At 43.1% G+C, this 20,835-nt stretch carries 19 protein-coding genes; 5 read left to right on the forward strand and 14 right to left on the reverse strand.

Annotated elements, in window-relative coordinates; translation table 11 throughout:
- Nucleotides 1-420 precede the first annotated feature (420 nt).
- The 3 genes from FKN93_RS12945 to FKN93_RS12955 all read right to left on the reverse strand — a co-directional run bounded on the left by FKN93_RS12945 (nt 421) and on the right by FKN93_RS12955 (nt 2,691).
- Nucleotides 421-1,692, reverse strand: a complete 1,272-nt coding sequence (locus FKN93_RS12945) for an aminotransferase class V-fold PLP-dependent enzyme (protein WP_170905251.1) — start codon at nt 1,690-1,692, stop codon at nt 421-423.
- Nucleotides 1,693-1,974: 282 nt separating this feature from the next.
- A complete protein-coding gene (yciH, locus tag FKN93_RS12950) occupies nt 1,975-2,286 on the reverse strand; it encodes a stress response translation initiation inhibitor YciH (RefSeq protein ID WP_004396328.1) in 312 nt (103 codons plus the stop codon).
- 18 nt (nt 2,287-2,304) lie between these two features.
- Nucleotides 2,305-2,691, reverse strand: coding sequence for a DUF3319 domain-containing protein (locus FKN93_RS12955; RefSeq protein WP_154171059.1), 387 nt, complete (start codon nt 2,689-2,691; stop codon nt 2,305-2,307).
- A gap of 101 nt (nt 2,692-2,792) precedes the next feature.
- Between FKN93_RS12955 and FKN93_RS12960 the strand changes: the two genes are divergently transcribed.
- Nucleotides 2,793-3,746 carry a tyrosine-type recombinase/integrase gene (locus FKN93_RS12960; protein ID WP_158137330.1) on the forward strand — a complete coding sequence of 318 codons (954 nt, stop codon included), beginning with the start codon at nt 2,793-2,795 and terminating at the stop codon, nt 3,744-3,746.
- On the opposite strand, the gene FKN93_RS12965 is transcribed toward FKN93_RS12960, so the two are convergent.
- Both FKN93_RS12965 and FKN93_RS12970 read right to left on the reverse strand, forming a co-directional pair.
- The gene (locus tag FKN93_RS12965; RefSeq protein ID WP_170905252.1) at nt 3,730-4,734 is read right to left on the reverse strand and encodes a D-alanine--D-alanine ligase; all 1,005 of its coding nucleotides are present in this window, start codon (nt 4,732-4,734) and stop codon (nt 3,730-3,732) included. The two genes, FKN93_RS12960 and FKN93_RS12965, sit on opposite strands and share 17 nt — an antisense overlap.
- Nucleotides 4,735-4,929: 195 nt before the next feature.
- Nucleotides 4,930-5,505 (reverse strand): SPOR domain-containing protein, encoded by a 576-nt coding sequence (locus FKN93_RS12970; RefSeq protein ID WP_170905253.1) that lies wholly within the window; start codon nt 5,503-5,505, stop codon nt 4,930-4,932.
- 279 nt (nt 5,506-5,784) lie between these two features.
- Here FKN93_RS12970 and FKN93_RS12975 point away from each other — a divergent pair, with 279 nt between their 5' ends.
- The gene (locus tag FKN93_RS12975) at nt 5,785-8,472 is read left to right on the forward strand and encodes a bifunctional acetate--CoA ligase family protein/GNAT family N-acetyltransferase (RefSeq protein WP_170905254.1); all 2,688 of its coding nucleotides are present in this window, start codon (nt 5,785-5,787) and stop codon (nt 8,470-8,472) included.
- Between the two features lie 17 nt (nt 8,473-8,489).
- Here FKN93_RS12975 and FKN93_RS12980 read toward each other — a convergent pair whose 3' ends face one another.
- The 4 genes from FKN93_RS12980 to FKN93_RS12995 all read right to left on the reverse strand — a co-directional run bounded on the left by FKN93_RS12980 (nt 8,490) and on the right by FKN93_RS12995 (nt 11,873).
- Nucleotides 8,490-9,377 carry a LysR family transcriptional regulator gene (locus tag FKN93_RS12980; protein WP_154171063.1) on the reverse strand — a complete coding sequence of 296 codons (888 nt, stop codon included), beginning with the start codon at nt 9,375-9,377 and terminating at the stop codon, nt 8,490-8,492.
- Nucleotides 9,378-9,418: 41 nt separating this feature from the next.
- Nucleotides 9,419-11,107: an SgrR family transcriptional regulator gene (locus FKN93_RS12985; RefSeq protein WP_170905255.1), complete on the reverse strand. Its 1,689-nt coding sequence runs from the start codon at nt 11,105-11,107 to the stop codon at nt 9,419-9,421.
- An 80-nt stretch (nt 11,108-11,187) separates the two neighbouring features.
- Nucleotides 11,188-11,421 carry a DUF3389 domain-containing protein gene (locus FKN93_RS12990; RefSeq protein ID WP_154171065.1) on the reverse strand — a complete coding sequence of 78 codons (234 nt, stop codon included), beginning with the start codon at nt 11,419-11,421 and terminating at the stop codon, nt 11,188-11,190.
- Nucleotides 11,418-11,873, reverse strand: coding sequence for a hotdog fold thioesterase (locus FKN93_RS12995; protein ID WP_158145070.1), 456 nt, complete (start codon nt 11,871-11,873; stop codon nt 11,418-11,420). Before FKN93_RS12995 ends, FKN93_RS12990 begins: the two co-directional genes overlap by 4 nt.
- A gap of 147 nt (nt 11,874-12,020) precedes the next feature.
- Here FKN93_RS12995 and FKN93_RS13000 point away from each other — a divergent pair, with 147 nt between their 5' ends.
- On the forward strand, nt 12,021-12,815 hold the full coding sequence (locus FKN93_RS13000) for a M48 family metallopeptidase (protein WP_154171067.1): 795 nt from the start codon (nt 12,021-12,023) through the stop codon (nt 12,813-12,815).
- Between the two features lie 138 nt (nt 12,816-12,953).
- On the forward strand, nt 12,954-13,520 hold the full coding sequence (locus tag FKN93_RS13005) for a PhnA domain-containing protein (RefSeq protein WP_161438891.1): 567 nt from the start codon (nt 12,954-12,956) through the stop codon (nt 13,518-13,520).
- Nucleotides 13,521-13,615: 95 nt separating this feature from the next.
- Here FKN93_RS13005 and FKN93_RS13010 read toward each other — a convergent pair whose 3' ends face one another.
- From FKN93_RS13010 to FKN93_RS13020, 3 genes are all read right to left on the reverse strand, one after another.
- Entirely contained in the window at nt 13,616-13,807 is a 192-nt protein-coding gene (locus FKN93_RS13010) for a hypothetical protein (protein ID WP_072671165.1), read from the reverse strand.
- 227 nt (nt 13,808-14,034) lie between these two features.
- The gene (locus tag FKN93_RS13015) at nt 14,035-15,012 is read right to left on the reverse strand and encodes a TerC/Alx family metal homeostasis membrane protein (RefSeq protein ID WP_170905256.1); all 978 of its coding nucleotides are present in this window, start codon (nt 15,010-15,012) and stop codon (nt 14,035-14,037) included.
- A 406-nt stretch (nt 15,013-15,418) separates the two neighbouring features.
- Nucleotides 15,419-17,158, reverse strand: coding sequence for a bifunctional UDP-sugar hydrolase/5'-nucleotidase (locus FKN93_RS13020; protein WP_170905257.1), 1,740 nt, complete (start codon nt 17,156-17,158; stop codon nt 15,419-15,421).
- Nucleotides 17,159-17,408: 250 nt separating this feature from the next.
- On the opposite strand from FKN93_RS13020, the gene FKN93_RS13025 reads away from it, so the two are divergent.
- The gene (locus FKN93_RS13025; protein ID WP_004396350.1) at nt 17,409-19,040 is read left to right on the forward strand and encodes an ATP-dependent endonuclease; all 1,632 of its coding nucleotides are present in this window, start codon (nt 17,409-17,411) and stop codon (nt 19,038-19,040) included.
- A 210-nt stretch (nt 19,041-19,250) separates the two neighbouring features.
- Here the strand turns inward: FKN93_RS13025 and FKN93_RS13030 are convergent, their stop codons facing one another.
- Nucleotides 19,251-19,745: a DUF1097 domain-containing protein gene (locus FKN93_RS13030; RefSeq protein ID WP_158137323.1), complete on the reverse strand. Its 495-nt coding sequence runs from the start codon at nt 19,743-19,745 to the stop codon at nt 19,251-19,253.
- A 163-nt stretch (nt 19,746-19,908) separates the two neighbouring features.
- The gene (locus tag FKN93_RS13035) at nt 19,909-20,814 is read right to left on the reverse strand and encodes a LysR substrate-binding domain-containing protein (RefSeq protein ID WP_004396351.1); all 906 of its coding nucleotides are present in this window, start codon (nt 20,812-20,814) and stop codon (nt 19,909-19,911) included.
- Nucleotides 20,815-20,835 lie beyond the last annotated feature (21 nt).

Below are 20,835 nucleotides of genomic sequence, written 5' to 3' on the forward strand. Positions count from 1 at the left end.
TTACGGGCCGTAAGTAATCGTCATATGCAAATGTCAGATCGTGATGCGCCTGTTAGGGCGCTGCTTGTAAGAAAGCCTTATAGGCGCATATGAAAAACCTCCGGCTATGCCGGAGGATATTTTTTTTGATTTTCTATGTCAATAACGCCTTCATTGTACCAAACAAAAGCGTATTTTATATTCATCAATGTACAACAGAATCATTGACTACGTTGGATCTGGCAAGAGGGCTTCTTTATCTTAACGCACTATAACTTACGTTGCGTTGTAACATAAAACAGAAAATGAAGTTTTAATTTTTTAACCCCCATAGCAATAATAAATATAAAATAGCTTAATAGAGAGGAGTTTCAGGATTCTTCTTCCGATCATGGCCACAGGGATCCCATCAAGGCCATGATTCAGATATCAGAATAAGATTTACACGGTAGCTTGTAACGCTTGTTCAAGATCAGCAAGCAAATCATCAATATGCTCTATGCCTATTGATAACCTAACCATATCAGCTGAAACGCCTGCAGCTTGTAATTCTTGATCATTGAGCTGGCGATGAGTCGTCGATGCAGGAATCGCGGCGCAACTTTTTGCATCACCAATATTAACTAAACGAAGAATTAGACTTAATGCATCATAAAAACGCGTCCCAGCTTCTCGGCCACCGACAATACCGAAACTTAGGATGCCAGAGGCTTTTCCATGCATATATTTTTGGGCAAGTGAGTGATCTTTGTGAGTGCTTAAACCCGCGTAATTTACCCAATTCACTTGTGGATGTTGGCTAAGCCATTGAGCTACAGCAAAAGTATTTTGATTAATTCGCTCAATCCGCAAAGCTAATGTCTCTAATCCTTGTAATAGATTCCAAGCCGCCTGAGCACTCAGCGCCGCTCCCATATTTCTCAAAGGGACAACACGCGCTCTAGCGATAAAAGCCGCAGCACCAATATCTTGAGCATAGTTAACTCCATGATATGAAATATCCGGCTCATTTAATAATGGAAAGCGCTGCGGATAAGCATGCCATGGGAACTTACCTGAATCGACAATCAGACCGCCAATCGTGGTTCCGTGACCGCCAATATACTTTGTAGCAGAGTGAACCACAATGTCAGCACCATGTTCAAAAGGTCGCCACAAAAAGGGCGTAGCCACCGTATTATCAACAATTAACGGTAAACCATGTTGATGAGCTAGGTTAGCTATCATTTCAATATCAACGATACTGCCGGATGGATTGCCGATACTTTCACAAAAAACCGCTCGAGTATTATCATCAATCAGTTGAGCTAACTGAGTAAAATTGTCTTTATCTACAAATCGAACCTCAATACCTTGTCTAGGCAAAGTATGAGCAAATAAATTATAAGTTCCACCATATAACTCACTGATTGAAATAATGTTATCACCAGCTTGAGCAAGAGTTTGAATAGCATAAGTAATCGCGGCCATCCCAGAAGCGACTGCCAGTGCGCCAATACCACCTTCAAGTGCTGAGATACGTTGCTCAAGCACATCACAGGTCGGATTCATAATTCTAGAATAAATATTACCTTGGACTTTTAAATCAAAAAGATCTGCAGCATGTTGTGCATCATTAAAACTGAATGAGGTGGTTTGATGAATGGGTACCGCAACGGAGTTTTGATTATCAGCTTGATAACCATGGTGTAAAGCGATCGTTTCACGTTTCATTACATATCCTTATAGTGATAAACGTAAGGCATGTATAGAACCATGAGCATGATATTGATGTCAATATTAATGGCACACCTTAGTGCGCATTATCATTGTTATGTTAAATATAATTCAGCGAAGGTAAAGGTGGTTTTATCTAGTTTATGTGGGCTATAAAAAGAGAGCTTGTGATAGACCTTACTCTACTTCGACTTTGAGTAGCTCAGTGATTAAACATAAGGTCTATTTACCATAAAATAGCTAATAACAACTCTTGTTATCGATATACAAGTGTCGTTATTAGCTTCCAGCAAGCTTTACCGTGTAACCTTTTTTTTCAAGCAATTGCTTAATTTTATCTCGCATTTCACCTTGAATTTCAATATGACCATCTTTGATCGAGCCACCGCAGCCACAGGACTTTTTTAGCTCAGCAGCCAACAGCTTGAGAGGCGCATCATCAAGGTCTAAACCCTTAATAATTGACACACCTTTGCCTTTGCGACCTTTCGTTTCTTTGTGAATTCTGACAATCCCATCACCTTTCGGACGTTCGATGCTTGGGGCTTCAGGCTTAATACGGCCCGTTTCCGTTGAATATACAAGAGTCATAATATACTTCGTTCTTTGTTACTTTTTTAATTGAGTTTGTTGAGCTTCCGCTTTCTGTTTTGCAATCAGATAAGCTTCGATATGTTTTTGAATAGCAACTTTTGCTCCTTTGATCAAGCGGCCATTGAAAAAGCAATACCATCCATTGGGTTCCCCTGTATCATTTTTTAACATAAAACCGTTGAATTGCTCTTGAATCGTTTGTGAACCACCTTCTCGTTTTTTGCCAATCGATTCAAATTCACTTGGGTCAATCAGCGATGCCGTATCACAAAACCAATCAATACTTTTTTTTACTGCAGCGAGGTTTCCCGTTAAAACGTTTTTTTTGATCTGCACTTGCCAGATGTCTGGTGAGTTATCTGCAGATTTTAGAGTAAATCCTCGGTATGTAGTGATTGCCATGATGACCTACTTATTTTTGTCATTGATAGTTAAATAATAATTGTATCTTCTCGGTACGCAAGTATATTTAGTAACTAATTAGAAAGTTATAGTGCATTAACATGAAAAGACCTCTTGTACAATTGACCGAAGCAAAACAGATCAAAGCTAAGCTATTGGAATTTAAGCATCCTATCACACCACAGCAGCTTGCTCTATTGACCCGAGAACACTATCAAAAAAATTCATTACTCGCCTTCAGTAAAGATTGGAATATTTTCACTGAATTTTGCCAAAGAAAATCAGTAAACCCTTTACCGGCCTCCGTTACCGCCGTTAGGTTATTTCTTGAAAGTGAAGCCAAGGTAAGAAAGTTTAGTACCATTAGACGTTACTCTGTCACTATCGGTATGATTCATTACTTACTGAATCAAAAAGATCCGACGTTGAATGTTCAAGTTCGTCAACTTCTTCAACGCTTAAGAGCAGAAAAATACGGCGATGAGAAACAAGCTGAATGTTTTACTCGTCAACACTTGGCATCACTTTATCAATTGATGGTTAAAAGTAATGAAAGCCTTGCGATACGTGATTTAGCTATCTATCACGTGATGTTTGAATGTGCCATGAAACGAGGAGAGCTTAAAAAGCTCAGCTTCACGGATATTACAGAAGATCATAGTCAACTTAGGATCGGCAATGAAATCTATCAATTATCCCCTTCCGCCCAGCAAATATTAGCTCGTTGGACAGCATTAATCTCTCAGCAAGACGGCGCAGTTTTTCGCTCAATTGATAGGCATGGCAATATCAATAATCGACCTTTAGATGATTCATCCATCTACCGTATATTAAGGCGTGCTGGTGATTTATTAGCGCTACCACATTTAAAGTTTTCAGGTCAATCGACCCGAATTGGTGCAGTAAAAGAGCTAGCTGAACAAGGCTATCATACTAAAGATATTCAAAGTTTTGGCCGTTGGTTAAGCCCTGCGATGCCTAACCAATACTTAGGTAAGTTACACACCGCAGCAGTCGCTAAAATAAAATTTACTCGAATTAAACCTTGGACATAAATGAGCGTTGGACACAATCAGCTAAAAACGCGGAGAATGAGTGGCCGTGGTGTTCCAGCATTTTCGGGAACATTGAAATGGGCGTCATACCCGGGAAAGTATTCACTTCATTAAGATAAATTTCACCTTGTGAGGTAAGGAAAAAGTCAATTCGAGCAAGATGTCTTAATTTCATATGCACAAAAACTTTCTCTGCATAGCGCTTAATGAGGTCTCTTTGCTCTGCGGTGATATTATCCGCAGTCACTTTAGTCATTGAGTGGCTATTTGCGCTGTATTTCTCTTCATAGCTATAAAAAGCATCATCAGGAGCAATAATCTCGCCAGGCTGAGTAATATGGAGTTTGCCACCGAGCTCATAAGCAGCAACCTCTAACTCTCGCGGTTTGACGGCTTGTTCAACCAGCACTTGATCAGAAAAGGTAAAGGCATCATCAATTGCCTTGGCAATTTGCTGCTTATCGGTGACCTTGTAACAGCCAACCGATGAACCTTGTCGAGCCGCCTTAATAAACACTGCGCCCCATTTATCAAAGGCTTGCTGGGCTTGACGTAAAGCCTCATCGTTATTTTCTGTTAAAAATAAGTAGGGTGTATTAGGAATACCGAGTGCGTCATACCATAGTTTCGACGTGATTTTATTGAAACTATTACTACTAGCTTCTGGTCCACATCCTAAATATGGAATACCGGCCAGCTCTAGCATCGATTGGATATCGCCCGTTTCTCCCGGATAACCGTGGATGCAAGGCACAACAAAGTCAATGCGACGAGATCCATGCTCACTGTTTAGTGAGGCAGAGTTCGTATCAAGATAAACCATATCGCCAGACTCAGTAAACCAGCCAGCAGGTTTCATCTCTACTCGAATCACGTCGAACGATGGCGTTAACGTCAGTTGTTGCTGCAAATAATCAGCGGAAACTAGCGAGATCTCATGTTCTGATGAGCCCCCACCACATAAAAGTAAAATTGTTGTTTTTTTCATTACACTGTTCCGTTACACCAAAATTCGGTTGCAGGCCACGAGGCCAAGTGATGCAGTAACTACATTCATTTTATCGGCTATGATAGACAATTCAGCACAGAGGTACACCATAGAAGAGGATTTATTACCTAATCTTAGTTTAATTGTGTAGAGAATAAACAGTACAGGGGCAAAGGCCCCTGTTGTAAACGTTCATTAGTTGAGTTTATTTAGTGTGGGGAAATCTGAGTTTTTAATACTATCAATGCTCTTAACGAATGGTTTCAAGTCACGGAATTCTTCTGGCAATCTTTGCAAGGCGTTCAACGCTTCCTGACGAGTGGCATAATCACCATACAAGACCGTGTACCATTTCGTGCCATTAACGACTTTATAGTTTTCCCAGATCGGTTGTTCATCTTTAGGTAACTGATTCGCAAATTGATCAACCTTAGTTTGCGCCCCAACGGCAACAACTTGAATGGTGAAGCCATAACGTGGATTCATTGCTAATTGCTGTTCGGTTGGTGGTGTAATAGTGACTTTAGGTTTGGCTGGCGGCGTTGCTTTGACGATTTGTTTCTCTTCAGCCGGAGCCATTTTGATCACTTGAGCTTGAACATTACGCTCGGAGACACCGTCAGCGTTACCCCTTTCTGAGACAATAGGTTTAGGAATATCAGCCACGGCAAACTCTTCCGTGTGGCTTTGAGTTGTTACATCCGTGATATAATTTTCTGAGGCACAGGCGGCCAGCAGCGCGCACAAGCCAACAATCGCAATTCTTTTCATAAACCAATAACACCTTAGATAGAAAGTAATGTAAATCATGCCGATAGCGCGTCTTATAATCAAGTATAGGATGTGATTATCTCTGATTATCCTGTGATTTGTGGCACAAAGTGAAAGAGAGATGATGTCATGAAGATCACATCCAGACTAAATACATCAACACCATTAGATAATTTTAACTACAGTGTTGTTGATATGGCTGTATTGACCTTTGGTGAAGATTTCATGCTAAAGGCAAAACTTAGTTATTGGCTCGTTACCTTTTAGGTCTTTTGCATCATGAATTCTATTAACCCGCTACTTAATCCAAGATCTGTGGCTGTGATTGGCGCTTCAACGCGATCTTTTCGTGCCGGTAATATCGTCATGAAAAACCTACTTCAGGGCGGTTTCGATGGTGCAATTATGCCAGTAACGCCTCGTTATCCTTCTGTGTGTGGGGTCTTGGCTTATAAGACCGTGCTTGATTTACCTCTCGTTCCTGATATTGCTATTCTTTGTACCCATGCTTCTCGTAATCTTGAACTTTTCCGTCAATTGGCAGAGAAAGGCGTTTCATGTGTTATCGTGTTATCTGCCGATATGTATAGTGAAGATGCCCAGCAGCATGAAATTCAGCAACAGTGCCTAATGATAGCCAAACAAGCGGGCATACGTGTGCTTGGCCCTAATAGCCTCGGTATTATTCTGCCTTGGATACACTTCAATGGCTCATTCTCTCCAGTCAATGCCTTAAAGGGCCATATTGCTTTTATTTCTCAGTCAGCAGCCGTCTGTACTACGATTCTTGACTGGGCGAATGATAAACAAATTGGCTTTTCGGCTTTTGTTTCCCTAGGCAACGCCTGCGATATCGACTTCGCTGATTTACTCGATTCGCTCAGTATCGACAAGCACACTCACGCGATTTTGTTGTATGTTGATACTATTAAAGATGCACGCCGCTTTTTATCCGCGGCACGTGCCGCATCTCGTAATCGACGAATACTTGTTTTAAAAGGGGGGAGAACGGCTGCAGGGCGAAAAGCGGCTAAAATACACACTGGAGGCGAAGATACATTAGATATTATTTATGACTCTGCCATTCGCAGAACCGGTATGCTGAGGGTTAATAATACGCATGAGCTGTTTGCGGCCGTTGAAACGTTAACTCATGCCGTACCACTCCAAGGCGAGCGGCTAGCGATCATCACTAATGGTGGTGGGCCTGCTATTATGGCTGTCGATACGTTACTCGAACGCGGAGGCAAATTAGCACAATTAAGCCATACCGTTTACCAACAACTGGATCAATGCCTTCCGCGTAGTTGGTCGCAAAATAACCCGATTGATATTGTTGGGGATGCTGACCACACTCGTTATATTAATGCGTTAAAAGCGGTACTCGACAGTGATGATATCGATGCCATTCTGATTATGCACTCTCCTTCCGCCATCGCGCACTCAGAACAAACAGCAATGGCTATTGTTGAGGTGGTTAAAAACCATCCTCGGGCGAGGCGTTTTAATATTCTGACTAATTGGTCTGGGGAACTTACCGCTCGCCCTGCTCGGCACATTTTTACTCAAGCCGGTATCCCGACCTACCGCACGCCAGAAAGTGCCGTCGTCGCTTTCATGCATTTGGTTGAATTTAGGCGTAACCAAAAACAGTTGATGGAAACACCGACGACCACTGAGTTGGTGACCGCTTCAGAAATCAATAGCGCCAAAGCGTGGATCGCCGAGTATTTAAGTGAACAAGAAAGTGTACACATTGATACTCATCAAATAGGCAGTTTTCTCAAATGCTTTCATTTTAATGTGTTACCGACTTGGATTGCTTCGGACAGCAGTGAGGCGGTACACATAGCAGAAACGATTGGCTATCCGGTTGCGGTAAAATTGCGTTCACCAGATATTGCTCATAAATCCGATGTACAAGGCGTTATGCTTAACCTACGCAACCGTAACGAAGTCGCCAATGCCGCGCAATCGATCCTTGATAGAACTCAACTCTCCTACCCTGCAGCTAGGGTGTATGGCTTGTTGGTGCAAGCAATGGCCAAGTTGGGCGGAGGAGAAGAGTTACGTATTAAAGTCAAACACGATGCTATTTTTGGTCCGGTGATTTTACTGGGACAAGGCGGTTCTGAATGGGAAGAGTCTCTGGATGCGGTCGCTGCATTACCACCATTAAATAGTACATTAGCAAGATATTTAATTGTTCGGGCGCTACGCAGCGGTAAAATTCGTCTACAAAAACAACCAGTACCAATAAACATTGACGGTTTATCCGAGTTTTTAGTCCGAATTTCCCAACTGATTATTGAGTGTCCACAAGTACATGAATTGGATATCCACCCTTTACTGGTCAATGGTGATCAATTTACGATTCTAGATGCCGATTTGATATTACAGCGTTTCGAAGGGGATGCGCAAAGTCGGTTAGCTATCCGTCCCTATCCTTCTGAATTGGTGGAAAATGTCATCGCTAAAGATGGGGAGCCGTTAACTCTTAGGCCGATTCTCCCCGAAGATGAGCCACAACATGCCGCTTTCATTCATCGAGTCTCAAAAGAAGATCTGTACAAACGCTTTTTTTCGGATGTCGGTGAATTTAATCACGAAGCGCTAGCCAACTTTACCCAAATTGATTACGACCGAGAGATGGCTTTTGTTGCTGTCAGCCATAAAACCTCACCAGCAGAGATCATTGGCGTCTCACGAGCATTGATCAACCATGATAATAGTGATGCTGAATTTGCCATTTTGATCCGCTCCGATCTTAAAGGTAAAGGGCTCGGATCATTACTAATGAAAAAGATCATTGATTACTGCCAAGCGAAAGGCACTGCCCGTATCTCAGGTATGACCATGCCTAGTAATAAAGGGATGCTCAGTTTAGCCCAAAAACTCGGCTTTAGTATCGAGATCCATTTTGAAGATGGAACGGCAGATATGGTCTTAACCCTGACCAAACCGTAAACCAATACTCTGGTAGATCAGACGAGATTCCAATGTTTTTTCAAATATTGAATACACCACGATTTGGCTTCACCCGTCGTATTTCTACGCCACGCCATAACAATATCAATATGTTTATCCATGCTGCCCGATATCTTTTGCAACTGCCCACTGGCAATCAACGGCTGCGCGATTTGTATCGGTAAGGTACCAATACCTAATCCCTCCACCAGCGCTTGGCATTTGGCATTAAAATTACTCACCGTCAAACGCGGCTGTTTTTCTAAGATATTAATACTCATCGCTGGCTGTTCGCGCGCTGTATCGGCAATCGCAATCACTCGATACTTTTGTCGAGCCTGCTCATCAAACTCACCACGACGGCGATGAACATAATGATCGCTCGCAGCAACCCAAATCAGTGACATTGAGCCTAATCGCTCTGATTTTACCTCTTGCGGTAAACTGTCTATCTTGGGGCAAATCAGTAAATCGGCTCTTCCTGTAGCGAGAGACTCCCAACTTCCGGCTAAAATCTCTTCTTGTAGACGAATTCGAGTTTTACTGACATTGCCTAACGCATCCACCAAAGGAAAAAAATTCGCGACCGGAATGATGCCATCAAAAGCCAATGTAATATCCAATTCCCAACCGTTAGCAAGTAACGTCGCATCGTTAACTAGCTTCTCGGCGGCCGACAAAATGGTTCGCCCACGCTCAAGGATCAACCGTCCGGCATCAGTAAAACTGGCTTTGTGACCAGAGCGATCAAAAATCATCATATCCAAATCTTGTTCAAGCTTTTGAATTTGATAACTCAATGAGCTTGGTGCGCGGTTCAGTTCATTGGCCGCGGCAGCAAAACTGCCACGGCGATCAATCGCATCTAGGATATGTAGCGCTTCTAAAGTAATCGGGCTTTGCATCTCTTCTTTCCTCATACAAGATCGGTGATTTGACGATCGTTTTACTCTGGCTTTACCCATACTTGGCTAAAATCAAACCAGCCTAAGGCATTGCACTTTGCATTTTGTAACGCACCACATTGATCTTTATTCACCCCTAACCAGCAATGAAACATTGGAATGATCTGTTTACTGGCGACTAAGGACTTACCGAGCTCTTGAGCGGGAAAAGGGGTTGATTCATCGCTCGCACGCCATTGATCAATCAATCCAGACCAACGATAAAAATCCTCAGCTTGACTCATTGGTTCAATATCAGAGTAATCCAATAACCAGCCAGCCAGTGCATCATCCCGATGGTTAGCGATGCCCATTGCTTTGATCCAAATGTCAACCTGCTCGACATCATCGACGGTTAATTCATATTTAATGAAGGTGACGTCTATACCATCTTCTTTAAGTAAACGTTCAATACACTTCGCTAAAGTAGGAAACATAGGATGCTGGGCATGATAAGCAACTGTAACGGTATTACCGATTGGCGGTTCAACGGCTGACATTGGTCCATTTTGATGATACCAACCCGGCTTTAATCCATAAGCAGGCAATACGCCCAGTTCAACCACTTTTTCTTCTGGTAACAAACGAAATAAATTCAGCGCACTGAGTTTAGTTTGTAGATAATTGGCCCAAACCTCATTAGACGCAATCCCATTACGACGATTGAGTAATAAATAAGTGCAACCGGGATCGAGTTCAACATCTTCACTAAATGAACCGCGTTGACTTTTCATCGGATGCGTTAAGCTCGGAAATACCATTGAGGAGTGCACTTCATCAATAACCCATACTTCGACACGGTCCAGCAATGGACGAAAACCAAAATAGCCATCAAATGCTTGTAGCACTAGCCTTTTCTCATCATTAACGAATACCTTATAAGGACCACTGCCCACCGGTTTTTGATCAAAGTCATCCGCTCTTAATGACTCTGGCAATAAAATTTTTGCACAAGATTCTGCCAGCAATAACGGTAAGCGAGTATCAGGTTTTGATAGATGGATATCGACGACCCAATTATCCGGAGTCGTAATGGCGTCAATGTGCGCAAACAAATTCACCAAACGTAATTGCCATAGACTCTGCACCACTATCTCAGTGGTCATTAATTCACCGTTATGAAAACGTACTCCAGGGCGTAAATAAAACCGCCAGTGTGTTGGACTTAACGCTTGCCAGTGATGGGCAAGATCCGCTTGTAGCTGTTCCTCTTCATCTAAACGAGTCAAACCAGAATAAATTTGCCGCGCAATATGCAGCTCTGAACGGCGCATCGGCTTCGTGGGATTAAGCATAGAAAGTGGTCGATAATACGGCAAGCGCACCACTTGCAAGCCCTCTTGGTGTTGTACACCTAGGTAACTTTGGATAACTTGGGTTAACTTAGCGGCATCTTGATCCAATACCGCCAGCGCTTGACCTATCTTGCCTTCTTGCAGATAACGGCGAGCAAGGTTTTCACTGACATCTGCCCGACTACGTTTAAAAATAAGCTGTGAGAGTTTGCCGCGTCCTGGAGCGGGATGCCATTCAATCCACCCCTCATCTTCTAATTTGTTGAGAACAATGCGCGCATTACGTCGAGTGCAAAATAAAATGTCGGTAATATCGTCTAATTGCGTCTCTGCATCTTGACCATGAAAATGAGCAAATAAGGTTTCAAATTGGACACGTAAGCGAGGGCTACTCATAAAGGAGGAAACTCTATATCTTAAAAACTTACTACAGTTTCCTCTATTTAGGTCCTTCAGTGCAAGAGCAGGCCACCAGTTTAGGAGATATCGCAACCTAAAGATTGAGCAAGCTCAGATAATTGCTCACTGTTATCGAGCTTAACCGACCATTTTACACCACCACTGTTGGCTAACAATACATTCGCGCCTCTGCCAAGTAAAGTGACATTGTCACTTGATGATTGTAGGCTAATTGAATGTTCACCCAGTAAACGCACCACCACTTCATGTGCGGTGGCAATAATTTTCCCACCGGAAAATTCCATCATCATTCGCTTGCCTCGCTATCTTGGCTTACTTTATTACGCTGCTGTTTGACCGCCAACGTTAAACGGCTGACACAGACCAAGCGGCCTTGTTCATCGGTAATATCTATCTGCCAAACTTGAGTGGAAATCCCAATATGGATAGGTTTCGCCGTGCCAATTACCTGACCTTGTCGCATAGCCCGCAAGTGATTAGCATTAATGTCTAATCCTACACAATAGCGAGTCTTATCGACGGCAAAATTACCGGCAATGGAGCCTAAGGTTTCAGCTAAAACCACCGATGCTCCACCATGCAACATTCCCAATGGTTGATGTGTATACGAACAGACTGGCATGGTTGCCGAGATAGTGTTTTCCGTGATCTCGGTATAAATAATATTCAAATGCTCCATCATGGTATTTTTTGACGTGGCATTTAATCGCTCTAAACTGATTGGCTTTTTCCAAATGTCCATGTTCACCCTTAATAAAATACATCAATAGCCGTCAACAACGCGCATCCAGCAATATTGCATCTCCAACAAACTTGGGTATATTGTACAACCACTTGGCTATCTATCCTACCGAGTCATTATAGGGATGATTATGATTAAGGATGTGTTATGCGTTTAAGAATAAAAATCTTAAGCTTAATGATAACGTTGATGGGTTTAACCGCTTGCAGCGCCTCACCAACTGGGCGCAACCAGCTATTGCTGTTCTCGAATACCCAAATGAGCACGCTCGGCGTGCAATCTTTTAGTCAAATGAAAAGTGAGTTGCCGATCAGTCAAGATGCGGCCTTGACTCGCTACGTACAATGCGTCACCGATGCCCTTCTTCAGTACGTCCCAGCACAGCCTAGCGTCGAGCAATGGGAAGTTGTCCTGTTTGATAGTCCACAAGTGAATGCTTTTGCCCTACCTGGCGGCAAAATCGGAGTTTATACCGGATTACTAAGCGTTGCCGTCAATCAAGATCAACTGGCAACGGTGATTGGTCATGAAATTGCTCATGTACTTGCCAATCATAGTAATGAACGCCTCTCTCAAGCCCAACTGGCCAATGTCGGATTACAAGTCACCGATGTTGCTTTAGGTGCTTCAGAATATGCACAATATCGTGATTTGACGATGGCGGCTTTAGGTGTCGGTGTTCAATATGGTGTGATTATGCCTTATGGCCGCCGCCAAGAATCAGAAGCGGATCGCTTAGGATTAACCTTAATGGCCCAAGCTGGGTTTGATCCGACACAAAGTATCGAACTATGGCGAAATATGGCAAGAGCTTCGATGGGACAGCAACCGCCTGAGCTACTATCGACCCATCCTTCCCACAGCACACGCATTAATGATCTGGCTGCGAAGATCTCAACATTGCCAGATACCACGCGACAAGCGCCCAATTGTGGACCATAAACTAACATCCCGTTCAAAACGACTTTAATTGTCTTTACTACCCCGAGAGTTGCAGAACATTCTCGGGGTTTAACCCTTCCAATCGTAGGCATAAAGTGGATAATACCCGCGAACTTAATCTTATAGAGGTGGGAATCAATGTCTACTGAAGCAACTTTACTCGAACGCTGTGACTCAAAATGTGAACTGTGCGCAGCACAGAGCTCGCTGTCTCCTTATGTGGTTGCTCCGCATACACAGATCACCGTCGATCACGCTATCATGCTTTGCGCCACCTGCAGCTCACAAATCGAACAACCTGAAACGATGGACGCAAATCACTGGCGCTGCCTAAATGACAGTATGTGGAGCCAAGTGGCGCCCGTTCAGGTAATGGCATGGCGTCAACTCAAGCGATTATCAGCAACAGAAAGCTGGGCGCAAGATTTGCTCGATATGATGTATATGGACGAAGCCCTTCAAAAATGGGCCGAAATTGGTATGAACGATGATGAAGATAAACCCCGAGACGTGAATGGTGTCGAACTCAAAAAAGGCGATGACATCACGGTGATCAAAGATCTTCCAGTGAAAGGCTCCAGCATGGTCATCAAACAAGGAACGGCAGTACGTGGTATTAACTTAACCGATGATCCAAAACATATTCAGGGTAAAGTTAATGGTCAAACCATGTACATTATCGCTGAGTATTGCCGCAAGAAATAAGCAACTTTGTGCTTATCTTTGCTAAGCGCTAAATGTATATAGCAAAAAGCCGACGTTTTCGTCGGCTTTTGTCTTTTAACAACTTATCTTTTTGCTTAACGTGTTAATCCAATATCACGTTGAATATGGCTAGATAATTCTGCAGTGTGGTAGTACGTTGCTTGTTTTGTTTCCACAAAAAGAATATCCACCAAATGAGCTATCAATCCTTTGAAGTTAACCGCATAGGTTTTTTTGTCCATAGAGGTTGGTGCTGTTAAAGTACCTAAACGCATTGCTTGTGCCATGTGAGCCTCTCTTAATTCGGTAACTTATTTGCGCGCATTTTAAGCAAGCCATTGCTACAAAAGAAGTGACAAAATTTGTCATTTCGAATTAAAAAAACTAATGAAACAACTCAATAACAACTGAAGAATATATATTCAAAACAAACGCATTTAAAGCTACTATTTAACCATCAAGTGCATAAGGACAATCGCTCTACGATTTTTCAGGCTTTTCATTAACAAATATTTTACTCTCGCGTATAGTCACTATTTTCTAACTTAATAACAGCAGCTTGAGATTGAGCCTGTCCTTTTACAAGTGATGCGATGATCGCGAATAGCATGGTCATTAATAATACCGACAATGATATCCAAGTCGGGATTTCCCAGCGGGATCCAACCAGTAACATTTTCACGCCAATAAACATCATAATGAAAGCTAACGCCGGTTTTAAATAGATAAACTTATCCAGCAAGCCTTGTAAAACAAAAAATAATGAACGCAAGCCAAGCAAAGCGAAAACGTTAGCAGCGAGCACGAGAAAAGGCTCTCTGGTCACAGCAAAGATGGCAGGAATAGAATCAAGTGCAAACATCACGTCCATATAAGCGATCACACCAACAACGATCAATATCGGAGTAACCCACCAGCGTTTGCCAACACGTACCCAAAGCGCATGTCCTTGGTATTGATTCGTCACTCGACAACAACGTCGGATGATTCTTTCTGCTAATGGATTGACGTGACTCGCTGGCTTTTCTCGCAATAATTGCACACCCGTCCACATTAAGAACAGGGCAAACACATACAATAAGCCATGATATTGTTCGAGTAATTGAGCACCAACGATAATCATCACTGCACGCAACACAAGAGCGCCAATCACTCCGAACAAAAGCGCTCTCGGACGAAGTGACTCCGGCACAGCATATTGATGAAAAATAATCGCAAAGACGAACAAATTATCAATACTGAGCGATTTTTCGAGTAGATAACCAGTTAGAAAAGCTAATGTTGCTTGCGAGGCGCTATAAGGGCTATAAACAGCATAATCATCCCAAAATAGATAAAGGACTGCCGCAAACAAAAACGCGAGTAAAATCCAGACCAAGCTCCAGCTTAACGCGCGTTGCAGGGTAATTCGGTTACCACGAGTTTGCCAAATATCCATAGCAACCAGAGCAAAGGTTAACAACGTAAACGAAATATAGATGATCGGGGTCATGATTCCTCCACAGGCGGAAGGAAAACGGATTCTCGATAGGAAAACGACACCTTCCGCATACCAGTTAGTTCACTGCCTAAATCAGCAGTATGGAATGCGTTGGTCTCGTCGAAATAGCTGTGATAAAACGGACTATTTATATTTGCCGGATAAGCGATGCTTAACGTGATGACGACAAATAAACAAATGGCGACTACTCCCCAAACGTCGCCATTTTATGCTGAGTCGCTACTTTCGTCTAGAGTTGATAGCAATTAAATTCCTGCGAAGGGCAAAGCATACACTAAACCTGCCCATAAACTAATCCAAACGACGACCACTAAAGCATCTAACCAGTCTTTGCTCCACATTGGCTTCTCCTCTGTTTAAGTCACAGCGCATAATGCTTTGCAAAGAACACGCCATATTAACGTGTGTATTGTCCCGTTTCTTGTCGTTCAGCGTCATTACTGAGTATCGAGGGATTATCGGTTAAAAACTCAATAAAGGCATCGGCCATCGAAATCGTAGTGATTTTCCCTTCACCTTTCATTTCGGTCAGCCCTTGGTAGCCTTCTTTCCCTTTCATAGTATAAGCCGAAGAGGTTCCCCAATATTCCTGTTCCGCTTGTACGGGATGCCACTGTCCCTTTTGCCAGATCTGTAAATTGGCGATCCGTTCTCCGAGCGGCCGTTCGGGCAGATACTCAAAGGAAAGATGGTGAGTATAAGGATAACTTCCCGCTCCCGTTCCCTCGACACCATTATTTAAAGCGTTATTGATTGCCCCTTCAAGGGCTTTAGTCAGGCTTTTACCTTTTAAACGATAGACGCCAATCGGTACGGCAAACGGAAGTAATTTTCCGGCAATATCGGCAACAGAAACAGCACCGGCAGATAAAGAGGTCCTCACACCACCCGCATTATGAATCGCAAACTGAACTGGATAGCCACGTTTACGCATCACATGCATAAAGGCTCTGGCGACTAAAGGAGCCAATTCACTGGGACCTTCTTGATCGGGAATGCGCACATGGCGTAGTGTTTGAGTCGCATGACCAATAATTTGTTGCTGCAACTCTCGCACACGAGGAATGTATTTATTGCGCAAAATAGCATGCACTTGCGGATCTTTTTTACACACCACGACATTAGGGTGGTTGTTTACAAAATCACAGGCATCGAGATAAGCAGAATCACTGCCTGCTTCACTCATGCTCGCATCAAGGAATAAACGTCGACCCAGCAATAATTCATTACGCCCTGAGAAATTCACTACGTTACCTTGTTCATCAAAGTCTATCTGGCAGTGGCCTAACGCCAATGCATACAGCCCAGCTTGAACAACGTAAGTTTGGTTAATTTTTTGTCCATAGGATTCCTCACAACTTAAACCTAGTGAGCTAAAATCACCTTGCAATACGTGAGTATGACCACCAACGATTAAACTTATCCCATCAACCTTCGCCGCTAACTCTTTGTCAGCTTCATAGCCTAAGTGGCTGACGAGAATAATTTTATTAATCCCAGCATTGTGGATCTGTTGAATGGTATTCTTAGCTGTTTCTAAGGCGTTGATAAATGGTGTATCAGCATCTGGGTTGGCTATCTCATCCATTTTATCCAAAGATAAACCGAAGAGAGCGATATCGCTCCCCTGCGCGGATTTAACCATCCACCGAGCGCACTGTTTATCTACATCAAAGGCGTGCACGCGCGGGTTAGTCGCTAAACGGTGAGGTTTATCTTCATGCTCTTGCGATAAATCCCAGTTACCGGCAAGTAAAGGAAATTGGATACGCTCAGCAAATTGCGCCACCGGATCATTACCCATATCCAGCTCGTGGTTTCCTAAAGTCATAGCATCAAGGCCCAGTGAATTGAGCATTTCTGCGTTCGCTAATCCTTTGAATAACGAAAAATAGAGCGTACCTTGGAAACAATCACCAGCGTGAACCAAGATAAACTCTCGCTGCATCCGCTTAGCATCCGCTCTTAACTGCTCAACACGAGTGGCAATACGTGCAAAACCGCCTGCGCTGACAAAAGGCGTCATGGTCTGCCCGTCAATATCTAAGGTCAGTTGTAATGATGTTGGCTCAAAATAAGAATGGGTATCATTGATATGAGCCAGAGTGATTGATGTAATATTTTTTATTTTTTTCATAACTTTCTCTCTCTTTCGCGCTCATCCTAGCGGAAAAATCATGACAGAATCGTGACTTTTATGAAATAGGTTTGCAAAAAAAGTGTTCGACTGTCCTATCGTTTATTACGTAATACGAGATAAAAGGGATGAATTTGTGAGATGAGGACAAGTTTCAAGCCTTAACGGTCTGCTTTTTCAGACTTTTTCCTTTATGCTAAAAGAAAAGCTCAGCGTAAGCAGGCACGCGTTGAGAAAAAGGACCTTGCCAATGCATCTAGAACGTATTGAAATATCAGGATTTCGTGGCATTCGCCGTTTATCGCTCGCTTTTGATGAGTTAACCACCCTCATTGGTGAGAATACGTGGGGTAAATCCTCATTATTGGATGCGCTCTCCATCATGCTACCTGCCGATGGTCGGCCTTACCAGTTCGAATTGCAAGATTTCCACGTCGACTATTCTGTCTCTCACCCCCAAACCCAAGATATTCAAATCATTTTGAGTTTTGTCACTACTGAACCTCGCGAACACCGCGCAGGACGCTATCGCAAGCTGAAACCAGTGTGGCGACAAGACGAACAGGGCAATCAACGAATCATTTATCGTGTCAGCGGAACACGGGTACAGTACGATATCTCAACCGATTATGCTTTCTTAGATTTAGACGGTAATCCTATTTTAGTTCATGACAGCGCACAAATCGCTCAAACTCTGATGAATTTACATCCGGTGATCCGACTGCGAGATTCTCGACAATTTGAACGCCCCTTTGTCGAAGGTAACGGTAAAAACACTCGCGTTGAGAAACGCATTAATAATACATGTCGCCGCTTAATGGCGATTCCCGGCCATGTCAATAAAGGTGAAATGCGCAGTAGCCTGAGCGCTATGCAAGCCTTAGTCGAGCATTATTTTTCTTTCAAAGATCAAAAACGTAAAAACCCACGTCGTGAACGCGAAAGCTTAGTCTACGCTTCACCAAGCAACGATAAAAGCTTAACGCAAATTGTCGATGAAACCAAAAATCGCCAAACGCGTTTGTTACTACTCGGGCTACTTAATGCTTATCTTCAAGCGAAAGGACCCAATGATCTTCGCCGTTATGCGCGACCGATTTTAATCGTTGAAGATCCGGAAGGGCGTTTACACCCCACTCACTTAGCCAGAGCCTGGAGTCTTTTAGAGTTGTTACCGATGCAAAAGATCTTAACTACTAATAGTGGCGATCTCCTCGGCTCAGTCCCCCTGCACTCGATCCGTCGTTTAGTTCGACAATCAGATAAAACGATCGCCACCAGCATGCCGATCCATGGCGTTAGCCGAGATGAGTTAAGAAGAATTGGTTTTCATATTCGTTTTCATCGTTCTGGTGCGCTTTTCGCTCGCTGTTGGCTATTGGTAGAAGGCGAAACTGAAGTTTGGTTATTTAGTGAATTAGCAAGACAATGTGGTTATAACTTAGCTGCAGAAGGCGTACAAATTATCGAGTTTGCCCAATCAGGATTAAAGTCGTTGATCAAAGTGGCTAAAGCTTTTTCTATTGAATGGCATGTGGTTACTGACGGCGATCCTGCAGGTAAGAAATACGCGGCAACAGTGATCGGCATGTTGGGCAATGATCAACCTCGACATCGATTAACCGAACTCCCTGATCGTGATATCGAGCATTTTCTCTATTCTCACGGCTTTGAAGACTTTTTTAAAGACATGGTCAAGATCCCTCATGATCATCCTATTCCAGCTAAAAAAGTGGTTAGCCGCGTACTCAAAAAACACGCAAAACCTGACTTAGCTTTGGCGATTGTTTCTCACTGTGATAAAAATGGTCTTGAATCTATCCCGGTCCTACTACGCTGGACACTGAAACGCGTGATTACGATGGCAAACGGCCATGGCTAGAGATCACCGAACGTTCGATCAATAAACAAAGAAAAAGCACAGCCAGTTAACTTTAGGCTGTGCTTAGTATCAAAGGAGCAAAACAGTCACATTTAGGGGAAATATGAATGTCGATATCAGAAAAGATGATATGAGGTCATTGATACAAAAATAAGCAATGAAATCCAACCATCGTATTTTGAAGAATGGATCCGTTATCAAGTAAACGATTTAACTGACCCGATTGATGGATTTTAGGCGTTTAGTTTGAGCGCTATTCTGTGCGCGTTGATGAAGCCACACTCCGCTCGTTTTCATTAAATAACCAAAAACTCCCCCAAGCAGTAATGAAGGGATCACCAAAGGCCATTGCTCTGCTGCGGCAAATGTTGCGCAAGATCCAATAAAGGTACCGGGAATATAAGCAAGCCAACTTTTACTCGCTTGAATACACATCATAAAGGCAACCATTGCAGTAATGATATAACCTAATACATCAACTCCCATCCACGAAGAGCTGTAGATAATCACTAACGCCCAGAAAACCCCGCTGATGTTACACAGTAAACTTTGCAGTAATCCTCTGATCCCTTCATTGGGCGTAGCAAAAAAACTGGTGCAACCTAAAAAACCAGCCCAAGAGAGAAGCCCTAACGAGACAGCAATCCATCCCCAAAGACCCGATAAGATCCCTGTTGTCAGTGAAATGGCGAATAGTATATTCATGATCTTCTCCGCAGTGACTCGCTTGCAAACAACCTTATCAATGAGCGGCATAGTAAAGGGGAACAAACACAATAACCAGTGATCAGTAACACATATTTAAAGTAACAATTTAAGTTTAATACATAAAATTGTGACGCAAACGGTAAATCAACAGATTTAGGAACTAAAGAACATAGGGCTTACCCTTCATCATCCGTAATCCTTCACGCCGAATACATTCTGCTAACGGGTTTTCAGCCATATCTGCTCGCCAAATAAAAGTTAATGTTCTCTCCATACTCAGCTGGGGAACATTCAGCGCTACTAACTGACCATTTTGAATAAATCGTTCGACATCCAAATAAGGCAAACAGGTTAAATAGGGGCCATTTTCTACCAAACTACGCAGCACGGGAACATGCTCATATTCACGCCATACATCCAAATCCGGGATAAGCTTATGCACTGCACTCTCAAAAATACCACGCGTCCCTGAGCCCTGTTCACGTAATACCCATTTCGCTTGTTCTAATTGGGCTAAACTCACCACATCGCGTTTCGCAAACGGATGATGAGCGGAAGTAACAATACATAAGTGATCACGACACCAAACTTCTTGGAGAATTCGGCTATCATCACAACGCCCTTCGATGATCCCTAAATCATAGCGATAATCTAAAATACCGTCGATCACGCTCTGGGTACTTCTGACGCCCAGCTCAATGCGGATCTCTGGAAAATCACTATCAATAATACTGATAAGATCGGGGACAAGATGCTCCGCAGGAGTTTGACTCGCACCAAGACGAATCTCTCCACTCAATAAATGCTGATCATAAAAGCCCATTTCAATTTGTTGAGCATCTTGCAGTAAGCGTTTCGCTTTCGGACGCAACCACATCCCCCAATGAGTCAGTGCCATCTGCTTGCCTTGACGTTCAAATAGTGGACGCCCTAACATTTTTTCTAGCTGTGCGAGCGACATACTGGTGGCCGACTGAGTTAAGGCGAGTTTATCTGCCGCGACACTGACACTACCGGAATCCGCTACCGCATCGAAAACGGCCAACTGTTTTAATGAATATCGCACTCTCCATCCTTTTTATAACCA

It is taken from the genome of Vibrio sp. A8-1, from assembly GCF_013048685.1.
Taxonomy (GTDB): domain Bacteria; phylum Pseudomonadota; class Gammaproteobacteria; order Enterobacterales; family Vibrionaceae; genus Vibrio; species Vibrio metschnikovii.